This window comes from Priestia sp. J2 (genome assembly GCF_020790095.1).
GTDB lineage: Bacteria > Bacillota > Bacilli > Bacillales > Bacillaceae_H > Priestia > Priestia zanthoxyli.
On sequence record NZ_CP086208.1, the window covers coordinates 2,262,203 to 2,282,601 of the forward strand.

Genomic DNA, 20,399 nt, shown 5'->3' on the forward strand with positions numbered 1-20,399 from the left:
TCAGCATGTTACTATAGGAACCGTTGAAAGAAACGAGAACAAAAATACGAACAAATGACAGGGGAGATTTGATGGATCAAAAACAAAAAGTTGCTTTTTTAGGTGCTGGATCAATGGCAGAAGCGATGATTTCTGGTATGGTCAATGCAAAGAAATTACCTGCTGAAAATATTATCGTAACAAATCGCAGCAATGATGCGCGACTGCACGAACTTGAAAATAGATATGGTATCAAAGCAGTAAAGCGCAGCGAGCTGAAAACAGATGACATTGACGTTTTTATTCTAGCGATGAAGCCAAAAGGCGCTGAAGAGGCATTAAACGAATTAAAGCCTCAAATCAACAAAGACCAGCTTGTCCTATCTGTTCTTGCAGGGATTTCATCTTCTTACATGGAAGAGTTATTGCATGATGAACAGCAGGTCATTCGAGTGATGCCGAATACATCAAGTATGATTCAGCAATCAGCAACGGCTATATCTCCAGGTCAATATGCTGCAATGGATGCTGTGCTAACAGCAAAAGAGCTGCTTTCTGCAATCGGAAAAGTGTACGTGATTGATGAGCCTCAAATGGACATTTTCACAGGAATTGCCGGAAGTGGACCCGCTTATTTTTATTTCCTTATGGAGCATATCGAAAAAGCAGCTAAAGAAGAAGGTCTCGATCCTGAGCTAGCACGTGAAATTGGCGCCCAAACCATTTACGGTGCAGCAAGAATGATGATGGAAAGAGATGAAACGCCGACGGAGCTTCGTGAAAATGTGACGTCTCCAAACGGTACAACAGCAGCTGGTTTAGACGCCTTAGCTAAACACGGCGGCGGAGAAGCAATGATGCAAGCAGTCAAAGGAGCATCAAAGCGTTCAAAAGAAATGAGTGCTCAACTACAAAAAGTGGCAAGTACTAATTAATTCGTCACTTATCTTCTTCGTGAATTCCTCACCACAAAAAAATAATCATAAACAAGAAAACATACAGAACACACTAGGAGTGATTTGATGAGTCCCGACAATAAGAAGCGGGTTGTAATTAAAATTGGAAGTAGTTCATTAACAAGTTCACACGGTGAAATCAGCAGACGGAAGCTCGAGCGCCTTGTGGATCAAGTCGTAGACTTAAAAGATAGCGGTCATGAAGTGCTATTGGTTTCATCAGGAGCTGTAGCTGCAGGATACCGCAAGCTTGGCTGCTTAGAGCGACCTAGCTCTTTACCTGAAAAACAAGCAGCTGCCTCAATTGGTCAAGGACTGTTAATGGAGGCTTATTCAGAACTGTTTCTATCACATGGATACGTTGCTTCTCAAATCTTAATTACGAGAGACGATTTTTCAGACGAAAATCGTTACAACAATGCACGAAATACAATTAATGTGCTGTTAGAACGTGGTATCGTACCAATTGTCAATGAAAACGACACGGTAACCATCAATCGATTAAAATTTGGCGACAATGATACACTTTCAGCTAAAGTTGCTGGACTAGTGGATTCCGACCTGCTTATTATTTTATCGGATATCGATGGCTTATACAGCGCAGACCCTCGTCAGGATCCAAATGCAAAATTAGTTCCTCATGTAGGGGAAATCACGCAAGACATCGAAGAATCTGCAGGAGATTCAGGAAGTTCAGTTGGAACAGGCGGTATGCGCTCGAAAATTGACGCGTTCAAAATCGCTATGGCGTCAGGAATTCCAGCATTTTTAGGAAGAGCTGGCGTGCCAAACATTTTAACACAAGCGGTTGACGGAGATGCAACAGGAACGTATTTTGAATCTGAAGATGATTCTGCGAACCTTAATCAGAAAAAGCAGTGGATTGCGTTTAACTCTGGTCCTGAAGGGGAAATAGTAGTCGAAGATGCCGCGAAACGTGCAATTATTGAAGATAAAGAGCCTTTACTTCGCGAGCATGTTAAATATATTAAAGGACACTTTAGTGAACGAGCAGTTGTACGTATTCTAGATAAAGATGACAATGAGTTGGCTCTTGGCGTGACAAATTATTCATCTGATGAACTTGCACTGAACGAGCCAATTGATCAACCGATTGTTGACAGCGAAGGTCTAGTGTGTCACTTAGAAATTCCAGTACCGGTCGGTTTGTAAGCAAACATGCTGTAAAGAAAAGGAGCCCTTCCTTTTCTTTGCATGATTGCATTTACCTCTTATGCCTCACACTTTAAAATCAAACAAAACTAAAACGAATCCAGGAGTGATTTGGTGTTACAAACAAATGAAACGTATTCAGTAGAAGAACAAGCTATTTCAGCAAAAAAAGCAGCTAAGCAATTAAGTTTACTAACAACAAAGCAAAAGAACGATGCGCTGTTAACGATTGCTTCTACACTTGAAAGCAACACGGAGTATATTTTAAAAGCAAATGAAGTAGACTTAAAAAACGGGAAAGAAAAAGGTTTTGACGAAGCGCTTATGGACCGCCTTGCTCTTTCAGCGGAACGTGTAAAAGAATTTGCAAACGGCCTTCGTGAAGTTGCTGAGCTAGATGATCCAACAGGCGATATTTTATCAAGCTGGACATTGGATAACGGTCTAGATGTAAAGCAAGTACGGGTGCCTCTTGGCGTGATCGGAATGATTTATGAAGCACGTCCAAACGTAACCGTAGATGCAACAGGGCTAGCGTTGAAATCTGGAAATGCTATTGTGTTAAAAGGCGGCTCTTCAGCTATTTCATCTAATCAAGCTATCGTGGACATTATTCATAAAGCTCTTGATGAAACGCCAATTCCTAAAGAAGCGGTACAGTTTATTTCAAGTACAGATCGTGCGGCTACGCAAGAATTATTTACAATGAAAGAGCATATTGACGTGCTGATTCCACGCGGAGGGGCTTCATTGATTCAAGCGGTCGTCAATAACGCAACCGTTCCCGTGTTAGAAACGGGAGTCGGAAACTGTCATATTTACATCGATGAAAAAGCTGACGTTAAGAAGGCCATTCCGATTTTGATTAACGCAAAAACAGATCGACCAGCGGTGTGTAACGCAGCAGAAACGGTTCTTGTGCACAAAAACTGGCTCGATTCTCATAAAGATGAATTGATTCAAGCATTCAACGATCATAGTATTGAAGTATATGGTGACAAAGCGACAGTAGGTGAAATTCCTGGAGCAAAACCAGCGGCTGAAAAAGACTGGGCCGAAGAGTATTTACGCTTAGCAATTGCGATGAAAGTAGTAGAGAGTGTGGATGAAGCGATTGACCATATTGAAACATATGGAACAAAACACTCCGAAGCCATCATTTCAGAAGATGAACAAGCCGTTTCACGCTTTATGTCATTAGTTGATGCAGCCGCACTGTATCATAATGCATCTACGCGCTTTACTGACGGAGGAGCTTTAGGATTTGGAGCTGAAATTGGGATTTCAACTCAAAAGCTTCATGCACGTGGTCCAATGGGACTTCCTGCACTTACGACAATTAAATATATTATGAGTGGAAACGGACAAACTCGATAAGAAATCAAAAGCGAGCCTAATCATGTGCTCGCTTTTTTTTATGAAAAGCAAAACAAGTAAATGGAAGCTGATTTGTAAAAAATTATAAACTCTGTTATAATAGTAAAATATATAATTTTTGTGATCTTCATTTTTGTTCTTTTCAGACTATCCCGTTGTTTTAAGAAAAGCAACTGCTATCTGCTTTGTTATAACTTCATTTTTATTTTAGTCTTTCAAGACGCCGTATTATTCCTCAAAGATTGATTTACGGATGTATAGTATCACTTTATCTTGCACCATTTACCGCATTTACACGCTAAGTTAATCTTCATTTATTATCCACTTAAAAAGTACTGTTTAAAGGAGACGATGTGTATGTATAATCGTAAAAATTTAGAGCCGGCTGTTATTGAAGAAACAAAAGTTTGGGAATGTACATCAGATACGTGTAATTGTTGGGTTCGAGATAACTTTAAAAGCGGAGATCAGCCAACTTGTCCAATTTGCAAAAGCGAAATGAAGCAAGCTGTAAAAGAGCTGCAGGTTATTCATAATCCTAGAGTCATTGATTAATAACTTTTAGGAAGACGTTTTTTGAAAGGGGTTTGTGGATGTTTCTGGGAATTGATCATGTTCAGCTTCTTGGTCCAGAAGGATGCGAGCAAGAAGCAAGAAATTTTTATGAAAATCTTTTAGGAATGAAAACTGTTCTTAAGCCGGAAAATTTAAGGAACAGAGGCGGCATATGGTTTCAATGTGGGACTCAAGAAGTGCATATCAGTATTCAAGATGACTACATACCTGCTAAAAAAGCGCATCCAGCTTTTGTCGTGGAAGATATCAAGACGCTTAGACGTAAATTGGCACATTCGGGCTGCGTTCTTTCTGAAGAAGAGCCTATTGCAGGGAGAGAGCGTTTTTTTGTCCATGACCCGTTTGGAAATCGATTAGAATTTTTACAATATGACAAATAAAAGACCTCCAAGCGGAGGTCTTTTATTTTAGGGCTTTATCTAAATAGGTATATACCGTTTCTTTGCTAATTAATACTTCGTTCTCTCGGTCTTTATCTTTTTGCCATTTTTCTCGCGCTTTTGCTAATACTTCTTCGGCTTGCTCCTTGGGAATGACAATCACTCCACCGTCATCACCTGCAATAAAGTCCCCAGGACGGATTTTTACGCCCCCGCAGGAAATGATCTCGTTTACCTTTCCTTTTTCTTTTTTGCTGCTTGCTGCGATCGTAGAGCCCTTACAAAATACGGGGAAATCGAGCTTTTCGATGTCTTCTTGATCTCGTATAACCCCATCTAGTACAATACCGCTTATTCCAACAAGCTTCGCCATGGCTACTACGAAATCTCCTGCTAAGGCACGGTTACAGTAGCTTTTACCATCAATAACGAGCACACTTCCGGGCTCCGCTAGTCGAATCGCTTCAAGCACTGAGTAATTATTGCCAGCAGGCGTATCTACGGTAAGAGCCGGCCCAAATAGTTTGTAATGACGCTGTAATGGCTTAATAGAAAAGTCTAAGTGGTTGGCACCTTCCATTGCATCTGATAAATTTGCTGTTGATAATGGGAGCTGTTCATTCAACATCATATCTCTCCTTTGTAACTTTAGTTTATCTATACATATTCATATAAGAGAAAGCTCTTATTTATGAAAGGGGGAGTAGATAACATTTGACTACGAATCGACTACAAACGTGGAATATTAAAGGTGTTCAGAACCATTTTTCGATGCATTGTACTATACTGAGACGCTGTTTCCTGTATGGTATTCGTCATGTAAACTCATATCTCCTTTATTACCAATAGGAGCGAAGGGAGCGTATAAAGGTATTTTTAAAAGAGGGGACTTGCTACAGAACTCTGCGAAAGTAATATGCTGGGCGAAGTGTAAAATAAGCGTTAACGAAGATGAAGAGTCTTTGTTAGTTTTATAAATTTCACTGATGTGTACATAAAAGGGTCTTATATCCATATGAAACGCGTCTAAATGTTTAATCCTGTGAACATTTGATGGAGCTTTATGCATTTTTATATAAAAAAGTGAAACCTTTTGGTATGATGAAACGTAGGAACATATATGGAAATCATATATGAAAAAACATATGTGACGTTAGTCATTTAGTGGAGGGAAAGCAATGGTAAAAAAATTATTGGCCGCATTTATCGCATTAGCGGTTGTGTTTTCACCAATCGGTGGATCACTTATTCATGACGGTTCAAACGTAGCAAGTGCAAAAGGGTATAAATCAGGAAAGCGCTCTTTTGACAGCGGAAGCAATAACCAATCAAGCTTATTTAAAAACAATAACAGTAATTCGGTTAAGCAAAACAATACGTCTAAAAACTCATCATCTAAAAGTACAGCAGCTGGTTCAAAGCGCGGCGGCTTAATGAAAGGTCTTTTAATGGGAGGAATTGCGGGCTTATTATTTGGAAGCTTATTATCTAGCTTAGGACCATTAGGCCCAATTTTAGGCTTTATGGTAAATATGCTTGTGATTGTAGCTTTAATTCTTCTTGTAGTAAAGTTATTCCAAAGCGTACGTAGCAACAAGCGTAAAAATGAGGAAGTGAAATCTTGGAGACAATAAAAATTTCTGAACAAGATATTATCAATGCGATGTGTTTGTATATCGCAGAAAAAAAACAAGTTCAGCCTCAAGAAGTAGAGATTGAGCTAATGTATGATGATGACTACGGTTTTTCAGCAGAGTCATACGTGCATGATCGTAAACAGGTTCATATTACTTTGAACATTATCGAAGCCCTGCGCTATTGGCTGGATACTGAAATGAACGTAGACCCATACGCAGCAGGACTAGAACTGGAATTAGACGATGAAGAAGGCATTATCGCTTTTGCTAAATTAAGTCGATAAAGAAATCTCCAATGAAAAACCCGCTCACTTGAGCGGGTTTTTTTATCATGATTTTACCTGTTCGTTGGAACTGGACTTATCGCTTTTTTTAGTGAAAAACCACCAGTTGGCATCTCCAAGCAATTTCATAAGAGAAGGGACAAGAAGCATTCTGACAATCGTTGCATCGATAAATATAGCTAAAGCAATTCCTACACCCATTTGTTTAACAGGCGTTACATCTGTAAAAGCAAAGGCTCCTGTAATGACAATCATGATTAAAGCAGCGCTCGTAATGATTTTACTAGTGGAAGCTAGGCCTTCTACCGTTGCTACATTGTTATCCTTCGTTTGATGATACACTTCGTGAATGCGTGAAATCAAAAAGACTTCGTAGTCCATGCTAAGCCCAAATACAAGGCCGAAAACAAAGACCGGCAGCACTAAAGCGATATTGGATTGGGTAAGACCTAAATGTCCATTTTGAAACAGCCATACAAGTAAACCAAACGTAGCTGTTAAGCTTAAAATATTCATAATGATAGCTTTTAAAGGAATCAGGACGGAACGAAAAGCAATCATTAAAATGACATACGTTGAAAATAAAACAAGAGCCAGGCCATAAGGCGCCTTTTTATAAATTTCATCAAATATTTCTTGTTCGAATTTTGGATAGCCGCCAATATGAACGGTGAAAGGTGAACGTTTCTCTTTCCATTTTCGAACAAAATCTTTTGCTTGATCTGAATTTTGGTCTGTATCTAGCGTAGCTTTTATGAGCATATAATGTTCGTTAATAAACGAATCTACAGCTGGCTTTGTCTGCGCGCTTATCTGCGGGTTGTTCAGCATAGCTTGAAGCTGATCACTGGATTTTACGTTTAAAGCGGTAGAAATAGAATCAACTTGCTTAACTAACGAATCTTCTTTTAATTGTTTTATAAAAGTAAAGGCATTTGTTAAAGGCTTTTCCTTCAGCATATCTTGCTTAGCTTCTAACACAAAATAAACGTCTGCCGCGTTTTTATTTATAAACGTATCGTTATACGTGTCAAAAGCTTGACGAGACTCGTATTTTGTTGGCAGTGCTTCTGAAGACGGTATTTCTAGATGCATGTCTCGAACGGGAATAAGTGCTACTAACAGAATAATAAGAGAAACAATCGTCATAGCTACAGGCTTTTTCATGACAAATGTAGCGAATGAACGCCACCTAGATTGACCGCCTTGTTCACTGATTTTTAAGATGCGTAAACGATTGATGCGTGTACCTAGTATAGCCAGTATGGAAGGAAGCAGCGTAAGAGCTGAAAACACAGCAATAAAAACAACAGCCATTCCTCCAAGAGCGACGTTTTGAAAAATATCAACTTGAATAAACAGCATTCCCGCTAATCCAATAAATACGCATAATCCTGAGAAGATGACCGAGCGTCCCGCTGTTTGAATGGTGATTTTGATTGCTTGTTCTACCGATTTCGTTTGAATTTCTTCTTTAAAGCGATTAATAAATAAAAGGGCAAAGTCAATACTAAGAGCTAATCCAATCATTGGAATCACGTTTAAAATGAAGATGGACAGCTCTGTGTACGGATGAAAGAAATAGACAACGCCCATGGTGGTAACGACGGTTACAATTCCTATCATAAGAGGAATTGCAGCGGCTACCACGCCGCCAAAAGCTAGAAGAAGCACAACTAAAGCAACAGGAATACCAATGGCTTCTGCTTTTGCTAAATCTGCTTGGCTTGCTGTATTCATATCTTTTTCAATAATAGGACCACCGGTTAATTTTACACTAACTTCTTTTTCTTCAGATGAAAGAGTTCTGATCTTTTCCACTCGTTTATCCATCGTTCCATCATCGTGATTAAAGTGGATAATTCCATACGCTGTGCTTCCTTTTATCATCTTGTTAGAAGCCGTTGGTATGTCAACTTTCGACGCGTCTGATTTGTCCTTTGCTTTTTGCATATACTGAGCGATCGTTTGCTGGAATTTCGAGTCAGAAACTCCGTCTTTTTTTTCAAACAAAACGATGATCTGAGCTTCGCTAACATCAAATTTATTAACTAAAAGCTGCTCGGTATCTTTATACATTCCTTTCATTTCAAATCCGTTTCCTCCAAGCACAGAAGGAAGCTTAGCCGCATAAAAGCCAAATCCGACAATTAGGATGACCCACAGTAGTAATAAAATTTTTCTGCCCGCATATAATGCGTTCGCTATTTTATTCATATTTACCTCCAATTTTTTGTACAGTTACTAGACTATTTTATACTAACAGTTATTGTAATTAGAAGAAGTATTGTGTTTTTTTGTTTTTTTTGCCTGAAAAAGCTTTTCAGATAGATGCGCAGGGGTGTTTCCTTAGCAAAATCGTGTTTATGTTTCAGGCGATTTAGGGAACACTGTACATAAATGCACGAAGGGGGATTTAAAAAGATGCAAATGAAACAGCCAGCTAAAATGACGAATAGTTATGGATGTAAAAATGAGTATGATACATTAAAACGTGTGGTCGTTTGTCCACCTACATATATGAAAATTGAAGAAATTATTAATGAAACACAAAAGCATTATGCGGACGAAAACATTGATGAGAGCTTAGCTTCAAAGCAGCACCGTCAATTTGTCGAATGTCTTCAAAAAGAAGGGATTGAAGTCATCGGACTATCTGCACAAGAGCCATTTCCAGAACAAGTATTTACACGGGATATTGGCTATACGCTCGGAGATACCGTTATTGTCACGAAAATGGGCAGCGAAATTCGAAGCGGAGAAGAACAAGTGCTAGCCGATTGGCTGCAGCAGCAAGGTATTCCCTTTCATCAGGTACCGGACCATCCCATTGAAGGTGGAGATGTGCTGATTGATGGACAAGCTATTTTTATTGCACTCAGCGACCGTACAAGTAAAGAAGGCGTGGAGCATATCCAAGAGCTGCTTCCAGCGTATGAGGTTGTTCCGATTCCTATTGATCGGTCTTATCTTCATCTTGATTGTGTATTAAATATTTTATCACCTACAGAAGCGCTCGTATTTTCACCCGCTTTACATGAAAAAGAATTAAATTTACTTCGCATGAAATATGACTTAATTGAAGTAACAAAAGAAGAGCAGTTTACGATGGGAACCAATGTATTATCAATCGGTAATCAACGGGTAATCAGTCTGCCAATAAATACAGAAGTGAATGAAGAGTTAAGGAAACGAGGCTATAAAGTAATTGAAGTTGATATATCTGAAATTATTAAATCCGGCGGTTCTTTCCGCTGCTGTACAATGCCTCTTGAACGAGTGTAAAAAAGCTTAAAAAGAAAAAAAGATCTCGGCGATAGCCAGGGATCTTTTTTTTGAAGGATATTGTATAAAATTTCAAGTGAAAGGAACATTAACCTATATAAGCTGTTGAAGGAAAGGAGTGATAAACATGGCAAATCGTAATCCTATTTTAGTTCAAGGTGCTGAACAGCTTCTTGATCAGTTAAAAACGGAAATCGCGGGAAGACTTAACGTTCAGCTTGGCGCGGAACAAACGGCTCGCGCAAATGGTTCTGTTGGTGGAGAAATGACGAAGCATCTTGTTGCAATGGCGCAGCAGCAATTAAGCGGTGCACAAGGACACATTCGCTAGTCTGCTCTACATAAACACTTTGATGAAAAGTTCTGGCTCTTTTGAGCCGGAACTTTTTTTGTGTAGGAAACATCATTCTACTTTCTCATGGTCGCTTGATTTGAGATTTTGCTCGAAATTCTCCACTTTCAAGGTTGAAAAGTGCATAAAATGGGAAAAGAACAAAAAAAGAGAAAGTAGAGGTTTATCATGAAAAAGCTATTATCATTTGGAAAAAGTCTTGGTAAAGAAATTCAAGAAGACCAAGCAACGGGACTAGCGGCTGAGCAAGCCTATTATTATATGCTATCATTATTCCCTATGCTTATTTTACTGATATCGATTGTTCCGTATCTATCGATTAAACCGGAAGAGGCAATCGATCTTCTTCAAAGCGTTATGCCGGGAGAAACGGCTGCAATCTTTAAAGATAACGTAGCTCAATTTGTGAGCCAACCAAACGGCGGGTTACTGACTGTAGGGATTTTAGGAACCATTTGGTCCGCTTCAAACGGTATGAACGCCTTTATTCGTGCAATGAACCAAGCCTACGACGTGAAAGAACAGCGCTCGTTTATTAAAGTAAGAGGCTTGTCCATTCTTTTAACAATTGGATTAATTGTAACAATTGTTGTATCGCTTCTTTTACCAGTGTTCGGAGGGGTTTTGTTAAATTGGATAAGCGAATGGTTTTCTCTTCCTTCAGGTACAACAGTGGTTTTAAATATTCTGCGCTGGATTGTTGGTGTCGGCACTATGGTACTTGTTTTATCCGTATTATACAGATTAGCGCCAAATAAAACATTTCCTTTTGCTCACGTATGGCCCGGAGCACTCGCTGCTACGCTGCTATGGCAGCTGACATCTTTAGGGTTCTCATTTTACGTAAGCAACTTTGGCAATTATTCTGCTACTTATGGAAGCTTAGGAGGCGTAATTGTTCTGATGCTTTGGCTATTTTTAACGGGGTTAATTCTCGTCATTGGAGGAGAGATTAATGCTATTTATCACCGAAACAAAACGGCTGCACCTCCTAAAGATACGTCTCAGGCGATGTAATAAAAAAGGAAACCTTTATAAAGGTTTCCTTTTTTAACGTTTAAAGCTATTAACAAGCTGTTTAAATGAGTTGGCTGTATATTTGACCGAATCTTTTTTGTACTGTATATCCGTTTTAATCGCTGCTTGTGTTACTTTTAAATGGTTTGTTTTTTCTTTAATATGATCAGTTTCGTTTTGAAGATGTTGAGAAGTGGCGTTTAAAGAGTTCACAGTTGGCTTGATTTTTTTATTAAATGATACGCCTGCGTAAATAAGATACGCAAGTGATGCCAAAACAACAGCTAAGCTTATATAAACAATAATCATCATTGTGCCTCCTTTGTACGTATTTATATTTATATAGGTGAGAATAAAATATATACGAATATCATCCTCTTTATTTAATTGTTATACCCATTTTTAATTAAAACAAACAAAAGCCTGCCGAGAAGACAATATATTGGATTTTTTCTGAAATTTCATTCATCATTACATATAGAGTTACCTTGAAAGGAGAGAGAAGAAAAATGCCGTTAGATCCGCATATTCAAATATTTCTAAATCAATATAACGAAATGCCCCGTCCTTCTTTAGAGGACGTTACACCCCTGCAGCTGAGGGAAATGGAAAAAATGTCTTTAACTCCTTCTAAAGAAGCAGTTAAAAAAGTATATAATGAAGAAATCCAATTAAATGAACGTACCCTCACTATACGAGTGTATGAGCCTGAAGGAACAGGGCCATTTCCCGCTCTTGTTTATTATCACGGAGGAGGCTGGGTATTAGGAAGCCTGGATACTCATGACTCCATATGCAGGTCGTATGCAAATGAAACAAACTGTATTGTAGTGTCTGTTGATTACCGCCTTGCTCCTGAGAGTAAATTTCCCGCTGCGGTGAACGATGCCTATGACGCCTTGGAGTGGATTTCAGCTCACGCGTTTCAATTAAATATTGATTCAAACAAAATTGCCGTTGGAGGAGATAGTGCCGGTGGCAACCTTGCTGCGGTTGCAAGCATTTTAGCAAAACAAAGACAAGGTCCATCCATTGTTCATCAGCTGCTTATTTATCCATCTGTAGGATTTAAAAATCAGCACCCTGCATCTATGAAAGAAAATGCCGAAGGATATCTTCTTTCAAAAGATCTTATGGATTGGTTTCGCCTTCAGTACTTAAATAATAAAGAAGAAGAACAGCATCCCTATAACGCTCCGGTATTACTAGAAGATTTATCGAGCCTGCCGAGCGCTACCATTCTTACAGCACAGTACGACCCTCTAAGAGATAGCGGAAAAGACTACGCGGACGCATTAAAAAATCATGGTGTTCCCGTCACCTACGAAAATTATGAAACAATGATTCACGGGTTTTTAGGGTTTCATGAATTTGTTCCACTCGCTCAGCAGGCGATCAATAAAAGCGCAGCTCAACTGCGTCAAGTATTTGATTCTATTTAAGGATATATAGTGTCATAAATCATATAAACTCGAAAAGAACAGCACATTGATGTGCTGTTCTTTTCTGTATTTGGAGGGAGAAAAGGTTAAAAAGAGTTTCAAAAAAATAGCTTATTATCTCTTTTAAAGTTATTTCAATGTTATAAATAAAGACAATGTTATAGAAGTTATTGAAAATGATGCTTCACAATAAAAGAAAAGATTTCATATCTTAATGAAGGTTTTTTACAAGTTGAAACAAAGTAGGTGATTAAATGTTCTATTCTAATTTTTATACTCCTTTTAACTATGCTTTCTACCCTTATTTCATGCCTTCTTTTGGACGTCCTACTGGATATGTACTGAATTCTAGTGGTGAAGTTGACAGTTGGTGGGGAAATTATCCGTTAGGGTATCCTGCGAAAGCTCCAAAATTTTTGGGTGGGGGGCAGACGCCTATTTCAGGACCTGCAATACCATTCAGTTTCAGGGGTTATTATTGAACTGATTACAAGGGTTACTGCCGTAAAAGGTAAGAAAGATACCTACAAAATTAAAGCAGTATTTAAAGCGACTGAAAGAGATGATATTTAATTCAGTCGAGAAAGTCAATCATAGGGTCGACTTTTTATTTTAGGTAATTAACAAGTTTGATTTGGTTAATGAAGAGAAAATAATAAGTAACTAAAAGGAGGTGGAGTTATGGATTATGAACAAAAAGATTATTATATCAGTGCAAAAGAAAATGAGTATTATAAAGTAATAAATGTAGTAGGTCATATGTTAGAGGAAGCACAAAGTAATAATAAATATCCAGTATGGGGCGAAAAACTAAGAACTGAGCTAAAAGAAAGTGCTGGTAATAACCTTACTCCATGGCATTTTAATATGATAATATCCACACTTTTAGATTATGTACCTGAAGAAGTAAAAAAATAAATCTAATGCTAAGTCACTCTGAAGAGTGGCTTTTTATTATATCTATAGTATGCAAATTAAAATATGTGCTAAATAATAAATGGTAAAAAAGGTGGCTAAACAACATGCCTAAGAAGCCATCTAAGATATGTAACACAGAGGAATGTCGTCAATTAGCTTATGATACATATTGTGACAAGTGCAAAAAAGATAATCATTAAGAGTACAAGGAACAGAGAGTAGATAAGGAAGGGAAAGCCTTTTAATCTAGTAACCCATGAATTAAATTATGCAATAGGAAGAAGAGATTAAATCCTTTAGATGAAGTCTGTCTTGAAGAAGGCAGGTGTACTCCTATTGAAATAGCCTATCACCTTATAGAAGTTAAAGAGGATTGGAGTAAAACTTATAGAGTGATCGTAAAGCACATCACCATAAGGTTCACTTTGGTGTAGATGGTAAGAAGTACACGAAGATTAAGAAGATAAGAGAACCTATTAGAGAATGCTTATTTACAGAAAAGCAAGTAAAAGAATTATTAAAAGCTATAGAAAGTATAGTGATGGATTACATTAATTATAGGAAAGAAAATGCAGAGAATGAGAATGATTCAAAAAGAAAATTATCGAAAAACTGATAAGGGAAATAATTGAATATATAAAAAAATAACCTTTTTCGTGATATTATTTACTCGTTAAGGGGCTGTGTGTTGTGAATGAACAATTAAAACCTGAGGAAATTAGCATAGAAGTTAAACTTGAGCTTCTAAAGATATGTAATGACGTAATGAACAATATAGGGACGCCTAAAGAATTAATTAAGGACTTAGAAAAATTAGTTAGTCAAATCAATTTATCAGTTTAATGTAACACTCCATACAGAGAAAAGTTAAGGGGAGAATGCTGTGAAAAAGTTGTTAGTTGGTAGCATTTTGTTGTCTTTGAGTTTCACTATGGGAGCATGTGACCAAGGGGAAGAGAAGAACGCTGAGAATTCTAAGGAAGAAACTGCTGTAAAGCCAGAAAAAAAGACTAATGAAAGAGAATTAAATAAGAAATCTGAATCTCAACAAATTCAAGATGAACAGAAAGATTTACGTGCCTACGCTACAAAAGTTGAAGTAGAAAGAAAGGCTAAGGAATTAGCAGAACAAAAAGTAAAAGAAGAAGCGGAAGCTAAACGACAAGTAGAAATAGCCGAGCAACAAAGACAACAAAAGATTGCCGAAGAACAACGTATAGCAGCTGAACAAGCAGAGCAAAAGAAAGAAGGAAGCGGAATCTCCAGTTAGTCAAGAAACAATCGATAATTATGAAGCAAATCAAGCTGAAACATGGGCTGAAGAGGCTGAGATTGAGGAGGAACTGAATAAGGAAGAAGAAGAAAGATTAGCTAAAGAACAGGCAGAACAAGAAGCATATGAAGCATATGAAGCTCAAATCATTGCTGAACAAGATGCTAATTTCTCCGATGAAGCAAAGGAACAGATTCAAAAAGAAATTGATGAAGAAGGATATAGTCAAACATCATACTATTGCGATCAAGTTATGACTGCTGTACAAAGAGGGGATATGACTAAAGAAGAAGCTGGAGGTTGTTTGAAATAATTTAATTATAATTTCAAGAATTTCCTTTGGAATTATTTTCTTATTTCTATTGATAAAAAAACCACCTAAATGGTACAATAGACTTATAAAAACATAATGGAATGTTGTTTTCACAGAGTTCATTGACATTAAGTAAGGTGATTTTTTGAATGATAAAAAACAAGTAGGTCAGCTGATTCAAGATCTGCGAAAGATTGCGGAAATGACAACTGTCGAGTTATCAGAAGGAATTTGTACAGAAGAAGAGCTACATCGATTTGAACAAGGTGAAATTCATGCAAGCAGTGAAGTTCTCTATCATTTATCGAAACGCTTAGGGGTTCCGATGAATTATTTCTTTGAAGCAGGAGAGCTAACGCCCAACGATTATTCAAAAGAAATTAAATCGACCATTAGGCATTATATACGAAAACGCGATTATGCAACCGTGTTACATATGGTGGATAAAGAAAAAGATAATCCTATGTTTCAAGATCCTTTTCACGCACAATTTTTCCTATGGCACGAAGCCATATGTGATTATTATATTGGAAATAAATTTGAGCAAGCGCTTCGTAAATTGGAAAAAGCGATTGCGTTCACGCGTACGAGCGAACAGTTTTATTCAGAAAAAGAGATTGCTATTTTAAATAGTATTGCCATTATTTACGAAGAAGAAGGTCATTTAAAAAAAGCGTTCAGTACGTTTATGGAAGGATTGCAGCATATTGCTTTGCTTCCTAAGTTAAAAGATCCTCTTGTCAAAATTCGAATTTTATATGGATTATCACATGCGCTTTTGCAAATGGAACGTTATGAAAAGTCGGTTAAATATGCACAAGCAGGACTAGAGCTGTGTATTCAGCATGAGACGCTTTATTTATTAGGAGAACTGCACTATCAAATTGGAGAAGCACTCTGTCAGCTTGGTGAGCTTAAAGAAGGAATAGCTTACCTAGAAAAAGCTATTACTGTTTTTGAAATTGAGCAAAATGAAGCGTTTGTGACCATTATTAAAGAAGAGATGTCTAAATATCAAGAAACAAAAAAGAAGAGCTGACAGCTCTTCTTTTTTATCTCCAATACACTGGGTGTGGGTAAAACGGACGAGGACGAGGGTAAAAGTAAGGGGGGTGGTAATAAATAGGACGTGGGTAAGGGTAAGGATAAAATGGACGTGGGCGAGGATATGGATAATAACCATAAGGGAATCTTTCTTCAGTTTTTTGGGGATTGGAATAATAATCATAGCCATATTGATACTCTTCTAAAGGTTGTTCCGGGTAATATGGGTAATTCACTCTTTTCACCGCCTAAGTTTTTATGCTTTTTACTGTATTCAATATAGAAAGAATTGGAGTATGTACCCATCAAACTTTTAATTTGAAAAAGGCGGGAGACAAGGAGTATTTTGAAAGCAAAAACAAATTAACTTTCCTTCTCGTTTTCTTGTAAGTTATCAGCACCGGGAAGGTTGGGAGATTCAAAGCTTTTAATAAAAGAAGCGTAAGCAATCGTGTCTTTAATAGGATTTACATAAGATAATGGTTGACCTCGGTAGCTGAAATTAAATGTAATCCAAGCAAAATCTTTATTATTGTTGGAAATTAGTTTTGCATTATGTATAAAAGCAGATGCGGCAATCATCGCATCCGGGCCTTTAATTTTTTTATTTGATTCTATTTTGGCTTTTCTGCGAATTTGAGCTGCTAGCTGTGCAATTTCACTTGTAACGTCTACAATCTTATCGGTCATATCGTAAATATAATGATTTTTTACTGCTTTGACTTGAGGATTTGTTTCTACTTCCCAATGCGACAGAAGTTCCATTTGTACAACGGTAGGCATTAAAAATTCCGTATTATTTGAAATAAGTTCATTAATATATTCCACAACTTCTGGATAATTAAGCGCATGTGAAGCCCAAATGTTTGTATCAATGATTACTTTTTCACCCAACACAAATCGTTCACTCCTCTCTACTAGCCATTCGCACGAGCTCTTCTAACCCAAAAGGTGAGTAAAGAGCCGCGGATTCTGAAAGCTGATTGCTTAATAGAAGCTTTTCGTATTTAGTTAATCTAGTTTTGGCAGATTTTATGAGCCTTTCTTGTGTGCCGTTTACCACTTGATCTTTTTTATCATACGTGCGTAGAACTTTATTTTGAGGTTTATATTTAAGATTTTTTTTATTCACAGGGGGTGAGGAAGGTGGTTGCGGTGAGGATTTTGTGTAAATTTTTCCATTTATTTTTATTTTGAAGTGCTTCTGAACTTCCTTGCTGTACGTTCCTTTTTTGTCATCTACCAAGCGCTGTGCTTTCATGATATCCCTGCCTTTTATATAAATTTATATAGTATATGTGATGAAGTTTTTTCTTACTATTCCTTTTATATAAAAAGATTAAAAAAGTTAGCTGCCGGGAGTTATTGAATTAATTGATGTTTGCCTGTTGGGTGATGATCTCAGCCAATACCGGACAAAGGTTTAAAAACATGATATCGTGTAAGAGAAATAAATTAGTATAGGTTAGAGAATGAACTAGGCAACAATACGGTGTTTTATTACCGATTTGGTCCGTCCTCATTTATGAGATTTTGCTAAAATGTAAAAACCTACATATTTCCTTCCGAGATCATCCATACTTTATTGACAAAGGAAAATTAATCATGGTATATTATCTTTAATTAAAGATATTTAAATTAAAGATAAATAACGAATGATAAACTAGACGATTTATCCGGAGGAATGTAGAATGAACCACTTAAAAGGAATACACCACGTAACGGCTATTACGAGCAGCGCAGAAAAGAATTATGAATTTTTCACCTATGTGTTAGGCATGCGCTTAGTAAAAAAAACGGTCAATCAAGATGATATTCAAACGTATCATTTGTTTTTCGCAGATGATAAAGGCAGTGCCGGAACGGACATGACTTTTTTTGATTTTCCAGGAATTCCAAAAGGTTCTCACGGAACAAATGAAATTTCAAAAACATCTTTCCGCGTTCCAAATGATGAGGCTTTAGACTATTGGGTAAAGCGCTTTGATCGCTTAGAAGTGAAGCATACGGGGATTCAAGAGCTATTTGGGAAAAAGACGCTTTCGTTTGTTGATTTTGATGATCAGCAGTATCAGTTAATTTCCGATGAAGGAAATCAAGGAGTTGAATCAGGCACTCCTTGGCAAAAAGGTCCTGTACCTCTTCAATACGCTATTACGGGACTCGGTCCTATCTTTATTCGTATCGCCGAGTTTAATTACTTTAAAGAAATGATCGAAAAAGTCCTTTTATTTAAAGAGATTGCTCAAGAAGGAAATCTCCATCTATTTGAAGTAGGAGAAGGGGGAAACGGTGCGCAAGTAGTAGTCGAACACAACGAAAAACTTCCGCAGGCTCAGCAAGGTTTTGGAACGGTTCATCACGTTGCTTTTCGCGTAGAAAATCGACAGGCTCTTGAAGAATGGATTAACCGAATGCCAAGCTTCGGTTTCCATACGTCTGGTTATGTGAATCGTCACTTCTTTGAATCGTTGTATGCAAGAGTGGCTCCGCAAATTTTATTTGAATTTGCGACAGATGGACCAGGATTTATGGGAGATGAACCTTACGAAACGCTCGGAGAAAAATTATCACTTCCTCCATTTTTAGAGCCAAAACGTGCAGAAATTGAGAAGCTCGTGCGTCCGATTGATACAGTAAGAAGTACAAAAGAGTTTGTGAAAGAATAGTACACAAAAAACACTCAAATAGCTATTTGAGTGTTTTTTGATGTTTTCTACTTTTACATATATCTGTCGCGAATGTTTACTTGAACAATGCCAATGTTCTACAAGGAAGGAGTAGGAGTGGGTTGTGCATAGCCTTCCTTATATTTTTCATCGATGTCTTTGCGAATATCTTTTATTGATTTGCCTCGGTTATAGTCGAGCATAGCTTTAGCTGCAATTTCTATACACAATCCGCATTTTGTTCCATGATCATCCCAGACAACTGCTCCATTTCTTTTGTTTTTAAAAATAAAGCAGTCATAGCTATTTTTGTGATTCGCTTCCATGCCACATCCACAGTAGCAAGGGATTTTTTCAAGTAGTTCACGATTTTTAGCAACGGATAGATAAACTAGCTTCATGTCTTTAGGCTGGTTCTTCAAAAACTGTGGTAAAACATCTGCTCCTGGAGTCTCTTCGCGAATATCAGCAACTGCAGCTTTATGATGTTCATGACCTGAATGTGCAGAAGAGTTTGTAGCAGAAGAAGTTGTTGTATTGTTTGAGCAAGCTGATAATCCAATACTTGTAGCGAGAAGCCCCAACAAAATAATTGATTTTTTCAATACAATTAACATCCTTTCATGTCAAAATAAATGATAGTTTCATCATACACGGCAGTTTATCTATGTAGATAATCAAATACCTGCTTGTTTATATCTAATTCTCTATAAGTATGCAGAGCGGTTATCGTGTATGATAGAGATGGACGAGGAAAAAACATGAAGCATGAATTTCTCATAAGGTGCGTTTTGTAAGTGATTGTACAGAAGGAGAAAGTGAACGGAGGTTAAACAGTAGTGAGTGAACAAAATCAACGTCTTTTTGAATATATTTTAGAGAATTCAGCCTCTATCAGTGAAGAATGGCTGCACCAAAGAAGTAATATTAAAGGATCGATTTACTCAAAGGACGCAGACGCATCAGTTGAGAAAAAGCTGCGCGAGCAGCATCGTTATACGATCGAAACAATTGCGAGCGGCTTTCTTGACGATCAAGAGATTTTTAAACAACGTATGATGAAATGGACGACGGAAGTAGTAAACAGCAGAATTAAATTTGATACGCCGATTTACGAAGTGGTAGAAGCGCTAAGCAAAACAAGAAAAATTATTTGGACATATGTCAAAACATATAGCCTGATACATTCATCTATTACAAAAGAAGATATACTGTCTTGGAGTGAAGTTTATCATACAACATTTGATAAACTCATTAATGAATTTTCCGAACAGTATTATAAAATCACAAGGCAAAAAATAAGTCTTCAGCAAGAGCTAATCGACGAAACGAGTTTTCCTGTTATTCCAATTGTAGACCACATCGCGGTCTTGCCTTTGGTAGGGCTTATTGATGAAATCAAAGGTGATTCCATTATCGAGGTTGTTCCAAAAAGGTGTGCAGAAAAACATATAAGGCATTTAGTCATTGACTTATCGGGTGTAAATTATGTAGATACGTATGTCGCTCACAAATTTTTTGATTTGATTAACATTTTGCAGCTGCTAGGCATCCATGCGATTATGTCAGGAGTGAGTCCTGACATGGCTCAGACGGCTGTTAATGTAGGAATCAGTTTTAATAAAATTGAAACGTTCGGACATTTAAAACAAGCGCTCTCTTCGCTTGGTGTAAAGAAAAAAGAAGAGGAATAAAGTATAGAAATGCTAGATCGAAACGGAACT

At 37.4% G+C, this 20,399-nt stretch carries 22 protein-coding genes; 17 read left to right on the forward strand and 5 right to left on the reverse strand.

Features of this window, described 5'->3' with window-relative positions:
- Positions 1 to 71 precede the first annotated feature (71 nt).
- From proC to LJY09_RS11355, 5 genes are all read left to right on the forward strand, one after another.
- Complete coding sequence (gene proC, locus LJY09_RS11335) at positions 72 to 914, forward strand: pyrroline-5-carboxylate reductase (RefSeq protein WP_028413399.1); 843 nt, start codon at positions 72 to 74, stop codon at positions 912 to 914.
- 87 nt (positions 915 to 1,001) lie between these two features.
- Positions 1,002 to 2,108 carry a glutamate 5-kinase gene (gene proB / locus LJY09_RS11340; protein ID WP_028413398.1) on the forward strand — a complete coding sequence of 369 codons (1,107 nt, stop codon included), beginning with the start codon at positions 1,002 to 1,004 and terminating at the stop codon, positions 2,106 to 2,108.
- A 114-nt stretch (positions 2,109 to 2,222) separates the two neighbouring features.
- Positions 2,223 to 3,485 (forward strand): glutamate-5-semialdehyde dehydrogenase, encoded by a 1,263-nt coding sequence (locus tag LJY09_RS11345; protein ID WP_028413397.1) that lies wholly within the window; start codon positions 2,223 to 2,225, stop codon positions 3,483 to 3,485.
- 357 nt (positions 3,486 to 3,842) lie between these two features.
- Positions 3,843 to 4,040 (forward strand): cold-shock protein, encoded by a 198-nt coding sequence (locus LJY09_RS11350; RefSeq protein ID WP_013056990.1) that lies wholly within the window; start codon positions 3,843 to 3,845, stop codon positions 4,038 to 4,040.
- Positions 4,041 to 4,078: 38 nt separating this feature from the next.
- Positions 4,079 to 4,441, forward strand: a complete 363-nt coding sequence (locus tag LJY09_RS11355; RefSeq protein WP_028413396.1) for a VOC family protein — start codon at positions 4,079 to 4,081, stop codon at positions 4,439 to 4,441.
- 22 nt (positions 4,442 to 4,463) lie between these two features.
- Here LJY09_RS11355 and LJY09_RS11360 read toward each other — a convergent pair whose 3' ends face one another.
- A complete protein-coding gene (locus tag LJY09_RS11360; protein WP_034266024.1) occupies positions 4,464 to 5,069 on the reverse strand; it encodes an RraA family protein in 606 nt (201 codons plus the stop codon).
- A 550-nt stretch (positions 5,070 to 5,619) separates the two neighbouring features.
- Between LJY09_RS11360 and LJY09_RS11365 the strand changes: the two genes are divergently transcribed.
- Positions 5,620 to 6,075 (forward strand): hypothetical protein, encoded by a 456-nt coding sequence (locus LJY09_RS11365; RefSeq protein WP_028413394.1) that lies wholly within the window; start codon positions 5,620 to 5,622, stop codon positions 6,073 to 6,075.
- The gene (locus tag LJY09_RS11370; protein WP_014460159.1) at positions 6,063 to 6,362 is read left to right on the forward strand and encodes a YxcD family protein; all 300 of its coding nucleotides are present in this window, start codon (positions 6,063 to 6,065) and stop codon (positions 6,360 to 6,362) included. Before LJY09_RS11365 ends, LJY09_RS11370 begins: the two co-directional genes overlap by 13 nt.
- A 45-nt stretch (positions 6,363 to 6,407) precedes the next feature.
- Here the strand turns inward: LJY09_RS11370 and LJY09_RS11375 are convergent, their stop codons facing one another.
- Positions 6,408 to 8,579 carry an MMPL family transporter gene (locus tag LJY09_RS11375; RefSeq protein WP_028413393.1) on the reverse strand — a complete coding sequence of 724 codons (2,172 nt, stop codon included), beginning with the start codon at positions 8,577 to 8,579 and terminating at the stop codon, positions 6,408 to 6,410.
- A gap of 207 nt (positions 8,580 to 8,786) precedes the next feature.
- Between LJY09_RS11375 and LJY09_RS11380 the strand changes: the two genes are divergently transcribed.
- The 3 genes from LJY09_RS11380 (at position 8,787) to LJY09_RS11390 (ending at position 11,016) form a co-directional block, all read left to right on the forward strand.
- Positions 8,787 to 9,647, forward strand: coding sequence for a dimethylarginine dimethylaminohydrolase family protein (locus LJY09_RS11380; RefSeq protein WP_028413392.1), 861 nt, complete (start codon positions 8,787 to 8,789; stop codon positions 9,645 to 9,647).
- 127 nt (positions 9,648 to 9,774) lie between these two features.
- A complete protein-coding gene (locus LJY09_RS11385; RefSeq protein ID WP_013056997.1) occupies positions 9,775 to 9,978 on the forward strand; it encodes an alpha/beta-type small acid-soluble spore protein in 204 nt (67 codons plus the stop codon).
- A gap of 189 nt (positions 9,979 to 10,167) precedes the next feature.
- A complete protein-coding gene (locus LJY09_RS11390; protein WP_028413391.1) occupies positions 10,168 to 11,016 on the forward strand; it encodes a YihY/virulence factor BrkB family protein in 849 nt (282 codons plus the stop codon).
- A 33-nt stretch (positions 11,017 to 11,049) separates the two neighbouring features.
- On the opposite strand, the gene LJY09_RS11395 is transcribed toward LJY09_RS11390, so the two are convergent.
- Positions 11,050 to 11,325 (reverse strand): hypothetical protein, encoded by a 276-nt coding sequence (locus LJY09_RS11395; RefSeq protein ID WP_228307742.1) that lies wholly within the window; start codon positions 11,323 to 11,325, stop codon positions 11,050 to 11,052.
- 200 nt (positions 11,326 to 11,525) lie between these two features.
- Here LJY09_RS11395 and LJY09_RS11400 point away from each other — a divergent pair, with 200 nt between their 5' ends.
- The 5 genes from LJY09_RS11400 (at position 11,526) to LJY09_RS11420 (ending at position 16,001) form a co-directional block, all read left to right on the forward strand.
- Positions 11,526 to 12,458 carry an alpha/beta hydrolase gene (locus LJY09_RS11400; RefSeq protein WP_098112591.1) on the forward strand — a complete coding sequence of 311 codons (933 nt, stop codon included), beginning with the start codon at positions 11,526 to 11,528 and terminating at the stop codon, positions 12,456 to 12,458.
- Between the two features lie 681 nt (positions 12,459 to 13,139).
- The gene (locus LJY09_RS11405; RefSeq protein ID WP_223546589.1) at positions 13,140 to 13,376 is read left to right on the forward strand and encodes a hypothetical protein; all 237 of its coding nucleotides are present in this window, start codon (positions 13,140 to 13,142) and stop codon (positions 13,374 to 13,376) included.
- A gap of 690 nt (positions 13,377 to 14,066) precedes the next feature.
- On the forward strand, positions 14,067 to 14,219 hold the full coding sequence (locus tag LJY09_RS11410; protein WP_155017243.1) for a hypothetical protein: 153 nt from the start codon (positions 14,067 to 14,069) through the stop codon (positions 14,217 to 14,219).
- 40 nt (positions 14,220 to 14,259) lie between these two features.
- The gene (locus LJY09_RS11415) at positions 14,260 to 14,646 is read left to right on the forward strand and encodes a hypothetical protein (RefSeq protein WP_098999316.1); all 387 of its coding nucleotides are present in this window, start codon (positions 14,260 to 14,262) and stop codon (positions 14,644 to 14,646) included.
- 461 nt (positions 14,647 to 15,107) lie between these two features.
- Positions 15,108 to 16,001, forward strand: coding sequence for a helix-turn-helix domain-containing protein (locus tag LJY09_RS11420; RefSeq protein WP_028413387.1), 894 nt, complete (start codon positions 15,108 to 15,110; stop codon positions 15,999 to 16,001).
- 368 nt (positions 16,002 to 16,369) lie between these two features.
- Here LJY09_RS11420 and LJY09_RS11425 read toward each other — a convergent pair whose 3' ends face one another.
- Complete coding sequence (locus LJY09_RS11425) at positions 16,370 to 16,903, reverse strand: PIN domain-containing protein (RefSeq protein ID WP_028413385.1); 534 nt, start codon at positions 16,901 to 16,903, stop codon at positions 16,370 to 16,372.
- Between the two features lie 794 nt (positions 16,904 to 17,697).
- On the opposite strand from LJY09_RS11425, the gene LJY09_RS11430 reads away from it, so the two are divergent.
- Positions 17,698 to 18,675 (forward strand): ring-cleaving dioxygenase, encoded by a 978-nt coding sequence (locus tag LJY09_RS11430; RefSeq protein WP_228307743.1) that lies wholly within the window; start codon positions 17,698 to 17,700, stop codon positions 18,673 to 18,675.
- Positions 18,676 to 18,773: 98 nt separating this feature from the next.
- On the opposite strand, the gene LJY09_RS11435 is transcribed toward LJY09_RS11430, so the two are convergent.
- On the reverse strand, positions 18,774 to 19,280 hold the full coding sequence (locus LJY09_RS11435; RefSeq protein ID WP_028413382.1) for a PCYCGC motif-containing (lipo)protein: 507 nt from the start codon (positions 19,278 to 19,280) through the stop codon (positions 18,774 to 18,776).
- Positions 19,281 to 19,514: 234 nt separating this feature from the next.
- On the opposite strand from LJY09_RS11435, the gene LJY09_RS11440 reads away from it, so the two are divergent.
- Positions 19,515 to 20,369 (forward strand): STAS domain-containing protein, encoded by an 855-nt coding sequence (locus LJY09_RS11440; RefSeq protein WP_028413381.1) that lies wholly within the window; start codon positions 19,515 to 19,517, stop codon positions 20,367 to 20,369.
- The last annotated feature ends 30 nt before the right edge of the window (positions 20,370 to 20,399 follow it).